The sequence below is a fragment of the Xanthomonas sp. D-109 genome, assembly GCF_017746095.1.
Lineage (GTDB): Bacteria > Pseudomonadota > Gammaproteobacteria > Xanthomonadales > Xanthomonadaceae > Xanthomonas_A > Xanthomonas_A sacchari.
On sequence record NZ_JAGHWV010000012.1, the window covers coordinates 85,616 to 100,402 of the forward strand.

14 protein-coding genes are annotated in these 14,787 nt (G+C 69.9%); 3 read left to right on the forward strand and 11 right to left on the reverse strand.

Annotated features, from left to right (window positions below; translation table 11 throughout):
- Positions 1-61: 61 nt before the first annotated feature.
- From J7357_RS13385 to J7357_RS13415, 7 genes are all read right to left on the reverse strand, one after another.
- Positions 62-856 carry a thymidylate synthase gene (locus tag J7357_RS13385; protein ID WP_152246453.1) on the reverse strand — a complete coding sequence of 265 codons (795 nt, stop codon included), beginning with the start codon at positions 854-856 and terminating at the stop codon, positions 62-64.
- On the reverse strand, positions 853-1,761 hold the full coding sequence (gene lgt / locus J7357_RS13390; protein ID WP_209247152.1) for a prolipoprotein diacylglyceryl transferase: 909 nt from the start codon (positions 1,759-1,761) through the stop codon (positions 853-855). Before lgt ends, J7357_RS13385 begins: the two co-directional genes overlap by 4 nt.
- Before the next feature lie 506 nt (positions 1,762-2,267).
- The gene (locus J7357_RS13395; RefSeq protein WP_209247154.1) at positions 2,268-2,759 is read right to left on the reverse strand and encodes a TPM domain-containing protein; all 492 of its coding nucleotides are present in this window, start codon (positions 2,757-2,759) and stop codon (positions 2,268-2,270) included.
- Positions 2,759-3,646 (reverse strand): TPM domain-containing protein, encoded by an 888-nt coding sequence (locus J7357_RS13400; protein WP_244667520.1) that lies wholly within the window; start codon positions 3,644-3,646, stop codon positions 2,759-2,761. Before J7357_RS13400 ends, J7357_RS13395 begins: the two co-directional genes overlap by 1 nt.
- Positions 3,647-3,766: 120 nt before the next feature.
- On the reverse strand, positions 3,767-4,399 hold the full coding sequence (locus J7357_RS13405; RefSeq protein ID WP_019799748.1) for a LemA family protein: 633 nt from the start codon (positions 4,397-4,399) through the stop codon (positions 3,767-3,769).
- A 74-nt stretch (positions 4,400-4,473) separates the two neighbouring features.
- Positions 4,474-5,223 (reverse strand): TerC family protein, encoded by a 750-nt coding sequence (locus J7357_RS13410; protein ID WP_019799747.1) that lies wholly within the window; start codon positions 5,221-5,223, stop codon positions 4,474-4,476.
- Positions 5,224-5,262: 39 nt separating this feature from the next.
- Positions 5,263-5,643 carry a diacylglycerol kinase gene (locus J7357_RS13415; RefSeq protein ID WP_010342212.1) on the reverse strand — a complete coding sequence of 127 codons (381 nt, stop codon included), beginning with the start codon at positions 5,641-5,643 and terminating at the stop codon, positions 5,263-5,265.
- 189 nt (positions 5,644-5,832) lie between these two features.
- Between J7357_RS13415 and J7357_RS13420 the strand changes: the two genes are divergently transcribed.
- On the forward strand, positions 5,833-6,549 hold the full coding sequence (locus J7357_RS13420) for an SGNH/GDSL hydrolase family protein (RefSeq protein ID WP_209247158.1): 717 nt from the start codon (positions 5,833-5,835) through the stop codon (positions 6,547-6,549).
- A gap of 244 nt (positions 6,550-6,793) precedes the next feature.
- Here the strand turns inward: J7357_RS13420 and J7357_RS13425 are convergent, their stop codons facing one another.
- From J7357_RS13425 to J7357_RS13440, 4 genes are all read right to left on the reverse strand, one after another.
- Positions 6,794-8,476: an alpha-L-fucosidase gene (locus J7357_RS13425; protein WP_209247160.1), complete on the reverse strand. Its 1,683-nt coding sequence runs from the start codon at positions 8,474-8,476 to the stop codon at positions 6,794-6,796.
- 135 nt (positions 8,477-8,611) lie between these two features.
- Positions 8,612-9,892, reverse strand: a complete 1,281-nt coding sequence (locus J7357_RS13430; RefSeq protein ID WP_209247162.1) for a HAMP domain-containing sensor histidine kinase — start codon at positions 9,890-9,892, stop codon at positions 8,612-8,614.
- Positions 9,893-9,999: 107 nt separating this feature from the next.
- Complete coding sequence (locus J7357_RS13435) at positions 10,000-10,713, reverse strand: response regulator transcription factor (protein WP_003481607.1); 714 nt, start codon at positions 10,711-10,713, stop codon at positions 10,000-10,002.
- A gap of 92 nt (positions 10,714-10,805) precedes the next feature.
- Positions 10,806-11,465 (reverse strand): arylesterase, encoded by a 660-nt coding sequence (locus J7357_RS13440; protein WP_209247164.1) that lies wholly within the window; start codon positions 11,463-11,465, stop codon positions 10,806-10,808.
- Between the two features lie 124 nt (positions 11,466-11,589).
- On the opposite strand from J7357_RS13440, the gene J7357_RS13445 reads away from it, so the two are divergent.
- Both J7357_RS13445 and J7357_RS13450 read left to right on the forward strand, forming a co-directional pair.
- Positions 11,590-12,192 (forward strand): ATP-binding cassette domain-containing protein, encoded by a 603-nt coding sequence (locus tag J7357_RS13445; protein WP_010342203.1) that lies wholly within the window; start codon positions 11,590-11,592, stop codon positions 12,190-12,192.
- Entirely contained in the window at positions 12,189-14,672 is a 2,484-nt protein-coding gene (locus J7357_RS13450) for an FtsX-like permease family protein (protein ID WP_209247166.1), read from the forward strand. Before J7357_RS13445 ends, J7357_RS13450 begins: the two co-directional genes overlap by 4 nt.
- The last annotated feature ends 115 nt before the right edge of the window (positions 14,673-14,787 follow it).

Consider the following 14,787-nt stretch of genomic DNA (forward strand, 5'->3'; position numbering starts at 1 on the left):
GTCCCCGCCGCCACTGCCGCCTTTTCCGATTCCCCATTCTCCATTCCCCACTCCCCGCCACTCACACCGCCACCGGCGCTTTGATCGCCGGATGCGGGTCGTAACCCTCGATGGCGATGTCGTCGTAGGTGAAGGCGAACAGATCGGTCACCGCCGGATTCAGTCGGAGGCGCGGCAACGGCCGCGGCGTGCGCGCCAGTTGCTCGCGCGCCTGTTCGAAATGGTTGGAGTACAGGTGCGCATCGCCCAGCGTGTGCACGAAATCGCCCACGCCCAGGCCGGTGGCCTGCGCCACCATGTGGGTCAGCAGCGCGTAGCTGGCGATGTTGAACGGCACGCCGAGGAAGATATCGCCGCTGCGCTGGTACAGCTGGCAACTGAGCTTGCCGTCGACCACGTAGAACTGGAACAGGCTGTGGCAGGGCATCAGCGCCATCTGCGGCAACTCGGCCACATTCCAGGCGCTGATCACCAGCCGCCGCGAATCCGGATTGCGCTTGATCTCGTCCACCAGCCACTGCATCTGGTCGATCTCGCGGCCGTCGGCGCCGGTCCAGCGCCGCCACTGCTTGCCGTACACCGGGCCAAGTTCGCCCTGCGCATCGGCCCACTCGTCCCAGATGCTGACCTTGTTGTCCTTGAGATAGGCGATGTTGGTCTCGCCCTTCAGGAACCACAGCAACTCGTGCACGATCGAGCGCAGGTGCAGCTTCTTGGTGGTGACCAGCGGGAAGCCGTCGTTGAGATCGAAGCGCATCTGCCAGCCGAACACGCTGCGCGTGCCGGTGCCGGTGCGGTCGGCCTTCTCCGCGCCGTGCTCCAGCACGTGCTGCAGCAGGTCCAGGTATTGCTTCACTTGCTCACCTCCGGCGGCGGCACCGGCTGCAGCACGGGCGCGCTGCGCGAGCGCCACAGCAAGAACACGCCCAACAGGATCAGCGGAATGCTCAGCTGCTGGCCGCGGGTCAGCCAATGGAACGCCAGGTAGCCGAGCTGCGCATCCGGCACCCGCACGAACTCCACGGCGAAGCGGAACACGCCGTACAGCAGCGCGAACAGGCCGGACACCGCATAGCGTGCGCGCGGCTTCATCGAGAACGTCCACAGCACCACGAACATCACCAGGCCCTCCAGCGCCGCTTCGTACAACTGCGAGGGATGGCGGGCATAGCGATCGAGCATGCCGGCGGCGTATTGCTGCTGCAATTGCGCGCTGCTCATCAAGCTCTCCAGCGCTGGCGCGTTGGCCACCCCGTCGGTCGCCGGCGCGTGCGGGAAGATCACGCCCCAGCCGGCGTGGGTCAACTTGCCCCACAACTCGCCGCCGACGAAATTGCCGATGCGACCGAAGCCCAGGCCCAGCGGCGCCAGCGGCGCGATGAAATCGACGGTGTCGAAGAAATGCAGGCGCGCCTTGCGCGTCCACCACAGGCAGGCCGCCAGCACGCCCAGCAGGCCGCCGTGGAAGCTCATGCCGCCGTCCCACACCTTGAAGATCAGCAGCGGGTCGGCGAGGAAATCGGACAGTGCGTAGAACAGCATGTAGCCGATGCGCCCGCCCAGCACCACGCCGAGCATCGCGTAGAACAGCAGGTCGGAGAAGCCGTCCTCGTTCACCCCGGGCAGGCGCCCGGCGCGGATGCGGCGGCGGCCCAGCCACCAGGCCGAGATGAAGCCGGCCAAGTACATCAGCCCGTACCAATGCACCTTCACCGGCCCGAACGAGAAGGCGATGGGGTCGATCTGGTGGAGATAGGTCATGCGCAGGCGTCGGCCGGGGGGCAAAGAGCGCCTATTCTGCCACCGACTCCGCTACTTGCCGCGATTGCGGACGGCGCAGCGGGGCGGCGCTTCATCTGCTGGCAGGCGCACGCGTCTGCCACCGACTCCGCTCCTTGCGATTGCGGACGGCGCAGCGGGGTGGCGCTTCATCTGCCGTCAGGCGCAAGCGTCTGCCACGGACTCCACCGCCGACTCTGCGCATGACCGATGTACGGCCGGACGCGATGCGCATTCCCGTAGGAGCGGCTTCAGCCGCGACGGGGCTTTACCGGGGAACGCCCGTCGCGGCGGAAGCCGCTCCTGCGGGAGGATGCGTCGGTGGCGAACTCGGTGAAAAAATCCCAGCCAGGTAAATGGCTCGGATCGGCAGCAGGTGGGCAGCGCATCCTGAATCCCCCTGCAGCCAAACCCCTGAAATCCACCACATCGGCGCCAAAACGCCGCGTGTCATCTACCGGCAGGACACGCCCGAACTCCAGGCGCGCTCAGTCCAGCACCCGCGGCAGGTTCGGCAATTCGTTCTCGCCCTGCTGACCAGGCTGGGCCGGGAAGTGCGCGGCCAGCAACGCGGACACTGCGCCGACGCCGGCGATCACCGCCTGCTCGGGCTGGCCGGCGCGCATGTCGCGCTCGATCAGCGCGCAGACCTGGCGCCACTGCGCCGCGTCCACCCGTCCGCGCAGGCCGCGGTCGGCGACGATCTCGATGTGGTGGTCGGCCAGCAGCAGATAGATCAGCACGCCGTTGTTGGCCTCGGTATCCCAGGTGCGCAACTGCGCGAACGCATGCTCGGCGCGCAGCCGCGGGGCCATGCCGCGCAGCACCTGCGCCGGCGCCAGCCCCGATTCCACCGCGAACATCACCTGCCCGCTGTGCAGGCGCTCGCCCTCGGCGATCGCCGCGCCGATGCGTTCCAGACTGGCCGCGGGAAACAGGCGCTGCGCGGACGGCGCGAACAGGTGCCGAAGCAGACGCATCACCAGCTCCCCGAGGCGCCACCGCCTCCGGAACTGCCGCCCCCACCGCCCCAGCCGCCTCCGCCGAAGCCGCCTCCGCCGCCGCCCCAACCACCGCCACCGCCGCCCCAGCCACCGCCGAAGCCGCCGCCACCCCAGCCGCCCCAACCGCCACCGCCAGCCGAGCGGCCAGGCGCGATGCCGACGAACAGGCCCAGCAGCAGGCCGATCGCGCCGGTCAGCGCACCGACGAACAGCGACAGGCTCAGCAGCAGGCCGACGCCGCCGCCGACCACGCCGCTCAGCACACCGCGCACAGGGCGCGACAGCCGCGCGAACAGCACCTGCGCGACCAGCGCCGCGAACAGGCCGGCAAAGAATCCGAATCCCAGGCCGCCGCCGCGCGAGGTGGAAGCGTGCGCACTCACCGGCGCCGGCAACGCCTCGCCGTCGATCAGCTTGACCAGCATCGCGGTCGCTTCGGCAATCCCGCCGCTGTAGTCGCCGGCACGGAAACGCGGCACCAGGTATTCCTGGATGATGCGGTTGGCGGTGGCGTCGGGAATCGCACCCTCCAGGCCGTAGCCGGGCTGGATGCGCACGCGCCGGTCGTCCTTGGCCACCACCAGCAGCACGCCGTCGTCCACGCCCTTGCGGCCAAGCTTCCACTGGTCGAACACGCGCTGGGTGTATTGCTCGATGCTCTCCGGGGCGGTGCTGGACACCACCAATACCTGCAGCTGGCTGCCCTTGCGTTGCTGCAACTGCACCGCCTGCCGATCCAGTTCCAGGCGCTGGTTCGGCGTCAGCGTGCCGGTGGTGTCGACCACCGGCGCATCCAGCGGCGGGATCGGCGCCTCGGGCTGCGCCCAGGCCAGCCAGGGCAGCAACGCCAGCAGCAGCACCAGCCAGACGCAGACGTGCCGACGGCCAGCCGCAGGGCGCGCGCCGCCGCACGACGCCGTCGCTGCGGCGGCGCGCTCAGCCGCGGAGGTGGAACGCACGGTCGGGCCGGCCTGCCGCGACGCTTACTGCGCCGGTGCCGGCTGCTGCGGCTGCTGCGGCGCGGACGCCGGCTGGCCGCCGAAGTTCACCGCCGGCGCCTCGGAGATCTGCGCCTCGTTCTCCACCGAGAAGTTGGGCTTCTCCTTGTAGCCGAACATCTTGGCGGTGAGCACCTGCGGGAAGGACAGGATGTAGGTGTTGTAGTCCTGCACCGCCTGGATGTAGCGGCCGCGTGCCACGGTGATGCGGTTTTCGGTGCCTTCCAGCTGCGCCTGCAGGTCGCGGAAGGCCTGGTCGGATTTCAGGTTGGGATAGTTCTCGCTGACCACCAGCAACCGCGACAGCGCGCTGGACAGCTGGCCCTGCGCCTGCTGGAACTGCTGCAGCGAGGCGGCGTCGTCGGCGTTGACCTGCACCTGGCCGACGCGGGCGCGGGCGTTGGTCACGTCGGTCAGCACCTGCCGCTCCTGGTCGGCATAGCCCTTGACCGTGTTGACCAGGTTCGGCACCAGGTCGGCGCGGCGCTTGTACTGGTTCAGCACTTCCGACCAGCCGGCCTTGACCGCCTGGTCCTTCTGCTGGATCGCGTTGTAGCCGCAGCCGGACAGCAACACCGCCAGCGCGGCCAGGAACAGGGAGCGGGACAACAGGCGCATGCGAGGACTCCGGCGAATGACTGCGCGCAGCTTGCCACGCTGCCGGTGAAAACGCAGCCGTCCTCAGCGGTGGCTCACCACTTCCCCGCGCCGGGCACCTGGTGCGCGGCGGCGCGCCGGCGCATCAGCAGGTTCAGCCACTCCACCAGCACCGAGAAGCCCATCGCCGCGTAGATGTAGGGCTTGGGCACGTGCACGTCCAGGCCGTCCAGGATCAGCACCACGCCGATCATCAGGATGAAGGCCAGCGCCAGCATCTTCACCGTCGGGTTGGCGTCGATGAAACGGCCCAGCGGGTTGGCCGCCAGCAGCATCACCGCCACCGCCAGCAGCACCGCGGCGATCATCACCGGGATGTGCTGGGCCATGCCCACCGCGGTGATCACCGAGTCCAGCGAGAACACGATGTCGATCACCGCGATCTGCGCGATCACCATCCAGAACACGCCCGAGGCCTTGCTGGTGGTGGGGTCTTCGTCCTCGCCGCCGGTGATCAGCTCGCGGATCTCCATCGTGCCCTTCACCAGCAGGAACAGGCCGCCGACGATCAGCACCAGGTCGCGGATCGAGATGCCCATGCCGGCGACGCTGAACAACTCGCCCTGCATCCGCGCCAGGAACGCCAGCGACACCAGCAGCGCGATGCGGGTCAGGCACGCCACCGCGATGCCGAACCTGCGCGCGGCCGGGCGTTGCGCTTCCGGCAGCTTGCCCACGGCGATGGAGATGAACACCAGGTTGTCGATGCCCAGCACGATCTCCAACGCACTCAGCGTCAACAGCGTCAGCCAGGTGTTGGGGTCGGCGAGAAATTCGAGGGCCATGGTGTCGGGTCCTTTAACGGAAGAAGAAACGGGCGGCGATCACAGCAGGCGCGGCAGCAGGATCAGGCCCCAGCACAGCACCACGTTGGCCAGCATCACGAACACCGCGGCCGAGCCCATGTCCTTGGCGCGGCCGGCCAGCTCGTGATGCTCGGGACCATAGCGCTCGATCACCGCTTCGATCGCCGAATTGAGCAGCTCCACCGCCAGCACCAGCAGCAGCGAGCCGATCATCAGCACCTGCTGCACCGGCCCCTGCCCCAGCCACAGCGCCAACGGCGCCAGGATCAGGAACAGGCACACCTCCAGGCGGAACGAGGATTCGTGCAGCCAGGCCGCGCGCAATCCCTGCCAGGACCAACGCGCCGCCATCAGCATGCGGCGCGGCCCGCGCGGCAGATGCCCGAACTGGTCGGCCATGGCTCAGTCCCGCCCCGGGCGACGGGGACGCGACGACGACGGCCGGAAGGAATCGGTCATGGGCAAGGGCGCAGCGGGATAGGCCGCAATTTTGCCACAAGCCCCGCGGCGGCGCCGGCATCGCCGCGGATTTGCCTGCATGTCGCGCCTGCGGCACCATCGCCGATCCCCTTGCTTCGAGGAGGCGTCATGCCCCGTTCGCCGCTGCGCGCACCGCTGCTCGCCCTGAGTCTGTTCAGTCTGTCCCTGCTGGGCCTGTCGCCGGCACGGGCGCTCACCCCACCTCCGCCGCCCAGCGTGCCCGACCAGGTCTCCAATGCCGCCTGGGAAGAGGACATGGCGCGCTTCGCCAAGGACGATGCCGCACATCCGGTCAAACCCGGCGGCGTGCTGTTCATCGGCAGTTCCTCGATCCGCTTCTGGACCTCGCTGGCCACCGATTTCCCAGGCGTGCAGACGCTCAACCGCGGCTTCGGCGGCTCGGAGGTCCGCGACAGCACCTGGTACGCCGACCGCATCGTGGTGCCGTACAAGCCGCGCCTGATCGTGTTCTACGCCGGCGACAACGACCTCAACAGCGGCCGCAGCCCGCAGCAGGTGCGCGACGACTTCGTGGCCTTCGTGACCCGCGTGCGCCGCGACCTGCCCAAGACCCGCATCGTCTATCTGTCGATCAAGCCCAGCCCCTCGCGTGCGGCGCTGATGCCGAAGATGGCCGAGGCCAACGCGCTGATCCGCAAGGCCGCTGCCGGCCTGAAGCAGGTCCAGTTCGTCGACGTGTACACGCCGATGCTGGGCGCCGACGGGCAGCCGCGCGCCGAGCTGTTCGGTCCGGACAAGCTGCACATGAACGCGGCCGGCTACGCGCTGTGGCGCGACACCGTGCGTCCGTACCTGACGCACTGACCGCGGCGCGCGGCCAACGCCCGCGCTGCACGCGGTCCGGCCGCTCGCTCGGCCGGCCCGACACTGACGGCGATGCCGCGCGTTTCCGAACGCGCGCCATGCAAGCGCGGCGCGCACGGTGCTGCGAAAGGCGCACGCCGGCTTGTTGCAGGTGGACGAGCGAACGCCCGCGAGGTCGGTGCGGCACACCGGGCTTGGCCCACCGCATCGCGCGTGCCGGCCGCAGCACGCCGCGCGCACGGTCTCACATCTTCTGCAACAGCGCCTGACCGCGACTGGCGCCGCTGACCTTGCCGGAGATGGTGCCGGTATCGCCCATACCAGTCACATTGATGATCAGTTCGTCCGCATGCTGGGGCACATGCTTGAGCATCTTGGGCTGCGGCGCGCCGCCGAGGACGAGCGTCACGTCGGTGATGGCGACGATGGCGCCATCGGCCGCGACCAGCCGCAGTTTGTACTGCGCCGCTTCCGTCACCACGCCACGCAGATCGAACGAGAACGTCCCGTCCTTCCAGTCGCCGATCAGGTGCTTGGACCACAACCCGGAAGGCGCATTCCAGTCGGCCGGCGGCGCCACGCCCGTGTCGTACACCGCCAGCGTACGCAGCATCGGCGCGGCCGCGGCCCGGGTGGTGCGCACGCGCACCGCGTCGACCTCGATCGGGACCACCGGCTGGATGCGCTTGTAGCCGACCGCCGACCCCTGGCCCAACGTCGTCCATGCGCCTGCCACGCGGCCTTCGAGTACGTATGCGCGCACGCGCTCGCCGTGCTCGATCTGTTCCTGCAGCACCACCGTGTCGATCCGGCGCGGCTGCGGCAGCGTCAGGATCACGTCCGCACCGGCGCCCGACGTCGTTGCCAGCGCCTTGCCGAAGCGGCGCCGGATCTCCGCACCGAAGGCTGCGACCGCGTCCTGGTCGGCCTTGTCGACCAAGCCGCGCGGATTGGGACAGACGTTCAGCAGCAGCTGCGCGCCACGCCCCACGGAGCGGTAGTAGATCGAGAGCAACTGATCCAGGTGCAGCACCTTGTCGCCATTGGTCGGGGTCCAGAACCACTCCGGCCTGCGGATGGAGACATCGACCTCGTTGGGCAGCCAGCGGTCGCCGTCCGGATCGCTGTCCAGCGCCGTCGCCGTGCCCAGCGCGGCGACGGCGCGATCCACGCCGTTCCAGCATGGATAAGGCGCGAAACCGTCCTCGTTGCCCACCCAGCGGATCGTCGCAGCGGCGCCCTGGAACACCGCCGCATGCGGCTGGTGCTGCTGGAGGATGTCGGCGACCGGGGTCGCCGTGGCGCCGTCGAACCACACCTCGACCAGCGCGCCGTAGCGCGTGGTCAACTCGGTCAGTTGCTGGCGGTAGACGGCGTCGTAGCGCGCCTGCTCCGCCGGGGTCTTGCAGATGCCCCCGGTCGCCGCGCCGAAGTGATCGTCGCGCGGCGAAAGATAGACGCCGAGTCCAAGGCCGTATCTGTCGCAGGATGCGCGCAGCATCGCCATGATGTCGCCCTTGCCGTGCTTCCATGGCGAGCGCTTCAGGCTGAAATCGGTGGTGTCGGTCTGCCAGCAGCAGAACCCGTATTGGTGCTTGGCGACGAAGACGATGTAGGTCGCGCCGGCGGCCACCGCCGTCTTGGCCCACTGATCGGTGTCCAGATCGACCGGGTTCACTTCCTGCGCCGGCACCGAAAAGTCGTGCGGGCGGCCGTTGCTGTAGGTCTCGTTGCCGAAATGCACGAACATGCCCATCTCGCGCCGCTGCCAGCGCACCTGGTCGGCCGTGGGCAACGCGGCCACGCGGCCCTGCTGGACGAAGCCGAGGGACGCCGGACGTGGCAGAGACCTGGCCAAGGCCAGCGAGGGCAAGGCGCTCAGCACGCCGAGGCGGGCGGACAGCGCGAGCAGGGTGCGACGTTTCATCGGGACATGGCGAGGGGCAGGACCGGCGCACCATAGCACTCTCGTCCATCGGACTCGCCGCCTCCAGGAAAAGCCCCTGCGCGGCCTCTTGCCGATGGACCGGACGCCCCCGCCGCGAGCGCCCTGTGCCAGCGCCTACGCTGCCGGGCCGAACCGCACCGTCGCGAGAATGCCGCCCCCGCCGGCGCTTTCCAGGGAAACCTGCCAGCCGAAGCGGTCGCACAGCCGGCGCACGATCGACAGGCCCAGCCCGGTGCCCTGCGGACGTTCCGACTCGGCGCGGAAGAACGGCTCGAAGGCGTGCCGCAGCGCCTCCTCGGACATGCCGATGCCGGTATCGCGGATACGGATGCGGTCGGCCTCGACCTCGACTTCGACGCGTCCTGCATCGGTATAGCTGCAGGCGTTGCGCAGCAGGTTGCTGACCACCACGTGCAGCACCCGTGGCGGCGCGTGCAGCGTGGCCGGGGCCAGCACGCGCACGCTCAGGGTCACCGGCTTGTCCGCCAGCAGCTCACGGGCGTTTTCGGCCTCGTATTCCACCAGCTCGGCGACGTCGATGGTCTCGCTCTGCGGCACCACGTCCGCTTCCCGCGCCAGGATCAGGAACGCGTCGATCACCGCTTCCATGTCGCGGCCGGCACGCTGGATCCGCTGCAGGCTGCGGTTCAGGCGCGGCGGCAGTTCCTGCTCGGTCATCGCGATGTCGGTGGCGACGCGGATCACCGTCAGCGGGGTGCGCAGTTCGTGGCTGGCATCGCGGGTGAAGTTGCGTTCGCGGGCGACGTGGTCGGTGACGCGCTGGGCCAGCGCATGCAGCGCGGCGGCCAACTGCCGCGCTTCGCCCTGCACGTCGGCCGGCAGGTTTTCCGGGGCCAGATCGGCGGCGGCCGGGTGCCGCGGATCCCAGCGCGAGACCCGCCGCGCCAGCCAGTTCATCGGCGACAGCAAGCGTCGCGACACCCGCCACGTCAACCAGGCCACCACGATCACCGCGATCAGGGTCAGCAGGGTCGGCACCACGCCGAACCAGAACGCCAGCCGCTGCGCCGGCGCGCGCAGGAACACCAGGTACAGGCGGCCGGACGGGTTCTGGTCGACCAGCACGATCTCGCCGCCGGGGCGGTCCTCGTGCAGGCCGGGCGCCAGCCCCCGCAGGTCGACGGGCACCGCGGCATCGGATTGGCCGGGCGCCACCAGGTAGCCGCGCAGGCTGTGGGTGTTGGGCGGAAGCTGCTGCGGCTGCTGCGCATGCACGCGCCAGTAATAGCGCGCTTCCTGCTGCAGGATCGAGCCGACCAGCGAGTGCTGCACGATCGCCACCACCAGATAACTGGCAAGCGTGACGACGCAGCCCGCAAACACGATGCGGGCGATCAGGGCGAGGCGAAGTTTGCGCGGCAACCCGTGCGGCATACGGCATCCGTGATCGTTGCCGCGATTATAGGAAGGCCGATCGTGAGCCTTTCGTGCAAGCGGCCCCGTTCAGCGGGGCCGCATTGCATCCACGATCGGGCGCCGCCTCAGCTCATCGGCTGGGCGATGTCGGCGATGCGGTAACCGGCGCTCTGCACGGTGTGCAGCAGCGGGCGGTCGAACGGCTTGTCGATGATCTTGCGCAGGTTGTACAGATGGCTGCGCAGGGTGTCCGAGTCCGGCAGGCCGTTGCCCCAGATCTCGCGCTCGATTTCCTGGCGGGTGACCACGCGCGGCGATTCGCGCATCAGGATGGTCAGCAGGCGCAGGCCGATCGGCGAGAGCTGCAGCTCGGTGCCGGCGCGGGTGGCGCGCATGCTCACCGGATCCAGCACCAGGTCGGCCACCTTCAGCACTTCCGAGCCGACCTGGCGGCGCTCGCGGCGGATCAACGCACGCAGGCGCGCCTCCAGTTCCTGGATCGCGAACGGCTTGGTCAGGTAGTCATCGGCACCGAAACCCAGGCCGGTGAGCTTGTCGTCGAGCGTGTCGCGCGCGGTCAGCATCAGCACCGGGGTGGACTTGCGCGCGTCGTTGCGCAGGCGGCGGCACACTTCGATGCCGTCCAGACGCGGCAGCATCAGGTCCAGCACCACCACGTCGTAACTGTTTTCCGCCGCCAGGCGGTAGCCGTCCAGGCCATCGCAGGCGTAATCCACTTCGAATCCGCGGCCCTCCAGATACTCGCCGATCATCTCGGAAATATTGCGGTTGTCTTCCACGACCAGCACGAGCCCGGATGTTTCCTTGGTCTGACGCATAACGCTTCCTCAGTCTTCAGCTTTGTGAAACATGCCGGATGTGCGGTGGTGGCGGCGTGAAGGTCGCTTCATCTGCCTGAGTCGCAAAAAAACTATTGCGCAATCAATGGCTTGAGCTGCGGCCACACGTTGTCCAGCACCTTCGGCTGGGCCGCGGCGGTGGGGTGCAGACCGTCGCCCTGCATCAGCGCCGGGTTCAGCGCCACGCCTTCCAGCAGGAATGGCAGCAGGCCGGTCTGGTACTGCTTCGCCAGGTCCGCGTAGACCGCGCGCAGGCGCTGGCGGTAGCCCGGGCCGTAGTTCGGCGGCACGTCGATGCCCAGCAACAACACCTTCGCGCCCGCGTCACGGCTGAGCACGATCATCTTCTCCAGGTTGCCGCGCAGTTCGGCCGGGCTCAGCCCGCGCAACGCGTCGTTGCCGCCCAGTTCGATCACCACCACCGACGGCCGGTGCTTCTGCAGCAGCGCCGGCAGGCGGGTCAGTGCGCCGGAGGAGGTCTCGCCGCTGATGCTGGCATTGACCACGGCCGGCGGCGTCCGCATCTGTTGCTGCAGGCGCTTGTCCAGCAAGGCCACCCAGCCGGACTGCACCGGGATGTTGTGCGCCGCGCTGAGGCTGTCGCCGAGCACCAGCACCGGACCCGTCGCACCTTTGGCACAGGCGATGACGGGCAGAAGCACCCACCATGCCAGCAGCAGCCAGGCGCGGCGCGTCCAGGCCGGCTTGCTTCTCGTCTCATCACCACGCATCGGAGATTCCCTCATCGACAGTCAGGCCCCCACGCTTCGCGCCGGCATCGCCATCGACGTGCGCGATGTCGGCAAATCCGTCAGCGGACCGGAGGGTACGGTCCACATTCTCGACAAGGTCGGATTGACCATCGGTGAAGGCGACAGCGTCGCCATCGTCGGTGCCTCCGGCTCCGGCAAGACCACCCTGCTCGGTTTGCTGGCCGGCCTCGACCTGCCCACGCGCGGCGAGATCGTGCTGGCCGGGCAATCGCTCAATGCGCTGGACGAGGAAGCGCGCGCTGCGCTGCGCGCGCGCGAGGTCGGCTTCGTGTTCCAGAGTTTCCACCTGCTGCCGTCGCTGACCGCGGCCGAGAACATCGCCCTGCCGCTGGAACTGGCCGGACGCGAGGATCCGGCGCGGGTGCGCGAGGTGCTGGAGGCCGTGGGGCTGAGCGCACGGGCGCGGCACTACCCGCGGCAACTGTCCGGCGGCGAGCAGCAGCGCGTGGCCTTGGCGCGCGCGTTCGTGGCGCGGCCGCGCATCCTGTTCGCCGACGAGCCCACCGGCAGCCTCGACCAGGCCACCGGGCAGCAGATCAGCGACCTGCTGTTCGCGCTCAACGCCGGCAGCGACACCACCCTGGTGCTGGTCACGCACGACATGCGCCTGGCGCAGCGCTGCGAGCACCGCTACCGCCTCGATGGCGGCCGCCTGCGCGCCGCCGACGCGGCGGATGCCGCATGAACGTGCTGCGCCATGCCGCGCGCGCACTGCGCCGCGAACTGTTCGCCGGCGATCTGCTGACCGTGTTCGCCGCGCTGGTGCTGGGCGTGGCGGTGATGACCGCGGTCGGCACCCTGGTCGACCGGGTGACCCTGGCGCTGACCGGCAGCGCCGCCGAGGTGATCGGCGGCGACCTCGGCGTCAGCGGGCGCCAGGACATCCCCGCCGCCTTCGCCGAGGAAGCGCAGCGGCGCGGGCTGCGCAGCACGCGCATGGTCAGTTTCCCGAGCGTGCTGTTCCATGGCGACGCCAGCCAGATGGCCAACATCAAGGCGGTGGGCACGGGTTATCCGCTGCGCGGCGAGTTGCTGGTGGCGCGCGACACCGTCGGTGCCGGCAGCGAACGGGCCGGGCCGCCGCCACGCGGCGAGGCCTACGCCGATCCGCGTCTGCTCGAAGCGCTGGGGCTGAAGCTCGGCGATGCGCTGGAGTTCGGCGCCGGCACGCTGCGCGTGACCCGGGTGCTGCGCGCCGAGCCGGATGCCTCCGGCGAACTGATGCAATTGTCGCCGCCGCTGCTGGTCAACCGCGCCGACGTCGATGCCGCCGGCCTGCTCGGCCCTGGCAGCCGCGCGTCCTACCGGTTGATGTTCGCCGGCGCGCCGGGCGAGATCGCCGCCCTGCGCGCATGGCTGGCGCCGCGCGCCAGGGCGTTCCGCCTGGTCGGCATCGAGGACACCCAGCGCGGCGTGCGCGGCGCGTTCGACCGCGCCGGGCGCTTCCTGGCGCTGGCCGCGTTGCTGGCGGTGCTGCTGGCCGGCGTCGCCACCGCGCTGGCCGCCAATCGCTTCGCGTTGCGCCGCATCGACAACGTGGCCGTGCTGCGCTGCCTGGGCGCGCGCCAGCGCGACATCCTCGGCGCGCTGGCCCTGCAGTTGCTGCTGCTGGCGATCCCCGCCTGCGCGCTCGGCGTGGGCCTGGGCATGCTGGCCCAGGTCGGCCTGGTCGAAGCGCTGGGCAGCCTGATTCCCAACCGCCTGCCGTTGCCGCAGGCGACGCCGGCGCTGGCCGGCGCCGGCATCGGCCTGTTGCTGCTGCTCGGCTTCGGCCTGCCGCCGCTGCTGCGCCTGCGCGACGTGCCGCCGATGCGCGTGCTCAACCGCAGCTTCGCCGCGCTGCCGCCGACCTCGCTGCTGGTCTACGCCGCCGCCCTGGTCGCCACCGTGGTGCTGGCGGTCTACGCCACCGGCGACGGCGTGCTGGCGGCCTGGGTGCTGGGCGGCCTGACTCTGCTGGCGGCGCTGGCCGCGGCGGTCGGCGGCGTGCTGCTGGCGGTGCTGCGGCGGCTGCAGGGACGGCTGCGTGGTCCATGGAAGCTGGGCCTGGCGGCGCTGACCCGGCGCCGCGCGCTGAGCGTGGTGCAACTGGTGGGATTGTCGCTGTCGCTGTGCGCGCTGCTGTTGCTGGCGGTGATCGGGCCCGGCCTGCTCGGACAATGGCGCGACCGATTGCCCGCGGACACGCCCAACTATTTCCTGATGAACATCCAGCCCGACCAGGCCGAGCAGGTGTTGGGCACCTTGCGCACGCTCGGTGTGGCCGATGCGGCGGTGGAACCGTTCAGCACCGGCAAGCTGGTGGCGATCAACGGCAGGCCGCCGCAGCGCCGCGAGCAGGGTCCGGAGGACGATGGCGACGGCAGCGACCGACCGATCAACTTCTCCTGGCGGCACGAATTCCCCGCCGCCAACCGGTTGCTGTCCGGCCGCTTCTGGGCTGCCGACAGCACCGCCGCCGAAGCCTCGGTGGAGGAAGGCTGGGCGCAGCGCTACGGGCTCAAGCTCGGCGACCGCATCACCCTGCTGCTCGGCGACCAGCAGCGCAGCTTCACCGTCACCAGCCTGCGCAAGGCCGACTGGGATTCGTTCCGGGTCAACTTCTTCCTGCTGCTCAACGCCGGCGCGGTGCAGGATGCGCCGTACAACCTGATCTCCGCCTTCCACCTGCCGCACGCCTCGGCGGCGCAGCTGAGCGGGCTCAGCCGCACCTATCCGAACGTGTCGCTGCTGGACATCGACGCGATCCTGCAGCGCGTGCGCGAGGTCATCGACCGCGTCGCCCAGGCGGTGCAACTGGTGATGGGCTTCAGCCTGCTGGCCGGTGCGCTGGTGTTGCTGGCCGCCCTGCAGGCCACCGCCGGCGAGCGCCGCTACGACAGCGCGGTGCTGCGCACGCTGGGCGCGCGGCGCGGGCAGTTGCGCGGCGCGGTGCTGGTGGAGTTCGGCGCACTCGGCCTGCTCGCGGCGATCCTTGCGGTCGGCGCGGCCGCGATCATCGGCGTGGTGGTGGCCAGGCAGGCCTTCGACCTCGCGCTGTCGCCGCCGTGGCCGGCGCTGCTGCTCGGCGGCCTCGGCGGCGTGGCGCTGAGCCTGCTCGCCGGCTGGTCCGGCACCCGCCGCATCCTGCGCACACCGCCGGCGCTGGCCTTGCGCGAGAACTGAGAGGAGCCGGGAGTGGGGAATCAGGATTGGGGATTTGGAAAAGCGCGCCGGTGGCAAGCTCGCCACCGAAGCGCGGCGGCGGTCTGTCGCGACCACCCGCGCGATGCGTGCCGCG

Excerpts from the sequence above, each read along its gene's own strand:
- lgt (WP_209247152.1), bottom strand. The coding sequence starts at position 1,761 with ATGACCTATCTCCACCAGATCGACCCCATCGCCTTCTCGTTCGGGCCG.
- J7357_RS13395 (WP_209247154.1), bottom strand. The coding sequence starts at position 2,759 with ATGCGTCTGCTTCGGCACCTGTTCGCGCCGTCCGCGCAGCGCCTGTTT.
- J7357_RS13405 (WP_019799748.1), bottom strand. The coding sequence starts at position 4,399 with ATGCGCCTGTTGTCCCGCTCCCTGTTCCTGGCCGCGCTGGCGGTGTTG.
- J7357_RS13410 (WP_019799747.1), bottom strand. The coding sequence starts at position 5,223 with ATGGCCCTCGAATTTCTCGCCGACCCCAACACCTGGCTGACGCTGTTG.
- J7357_RS13415 (WP_010342212.1), bottom strand. The coding sequence starts at position 5,643 with ATGGCCGACCAGTTCGGGCATCTGCCGCGCGGGCCGCGCCGCATGCTG.
- J7357_RS13420 (WP_209247158.1), top strand. The coding sequence starts at position 5,833 with ATGCCCCGTTCGCCGCTGCGCGCACCGCTGCTCGCCCTGAGTCTGTTC.
- J7357_RS13425 (WP_209247160.1), bottom strand. The coding sequence starts at position 8,476 with ATGAAACGTCGCACCCTGCTCGCGCTGTCCGCCCGCCTCGGCGTGCTG.
- J7357_RS13430 (WP_209247162.1), bottom strand. The coding sequence starts at position 9,892 with ATGCCGCACGGGTTGCCGCGCAAACTTCGCCTCGCCCTGATCGCCCGC.
- J7357_RS13435 (WP_003481607.1), bottom strand. The coding sequence starts at position 10,713 with ATGCGTCAGACCAAGGAAACATCCGGGCTCGTGCTGGTCGTGGAAGAC.
- J7357_RS13440 (WP_209247164.1), bottom strand. The coding sequence starts at position 11,465 with ATGCGTGGTGATGAGACGAGAAGCAAGCCGGCCTGGACGCGCCGCGCC.
- J7357_RS13450 (WP_209247166.1), top strand. The coding sequence starts at position 12,189 with ATGAACGTGCTGCGCCATGCCGCGCGCGCACTGCGCCGCGAACTGTTC.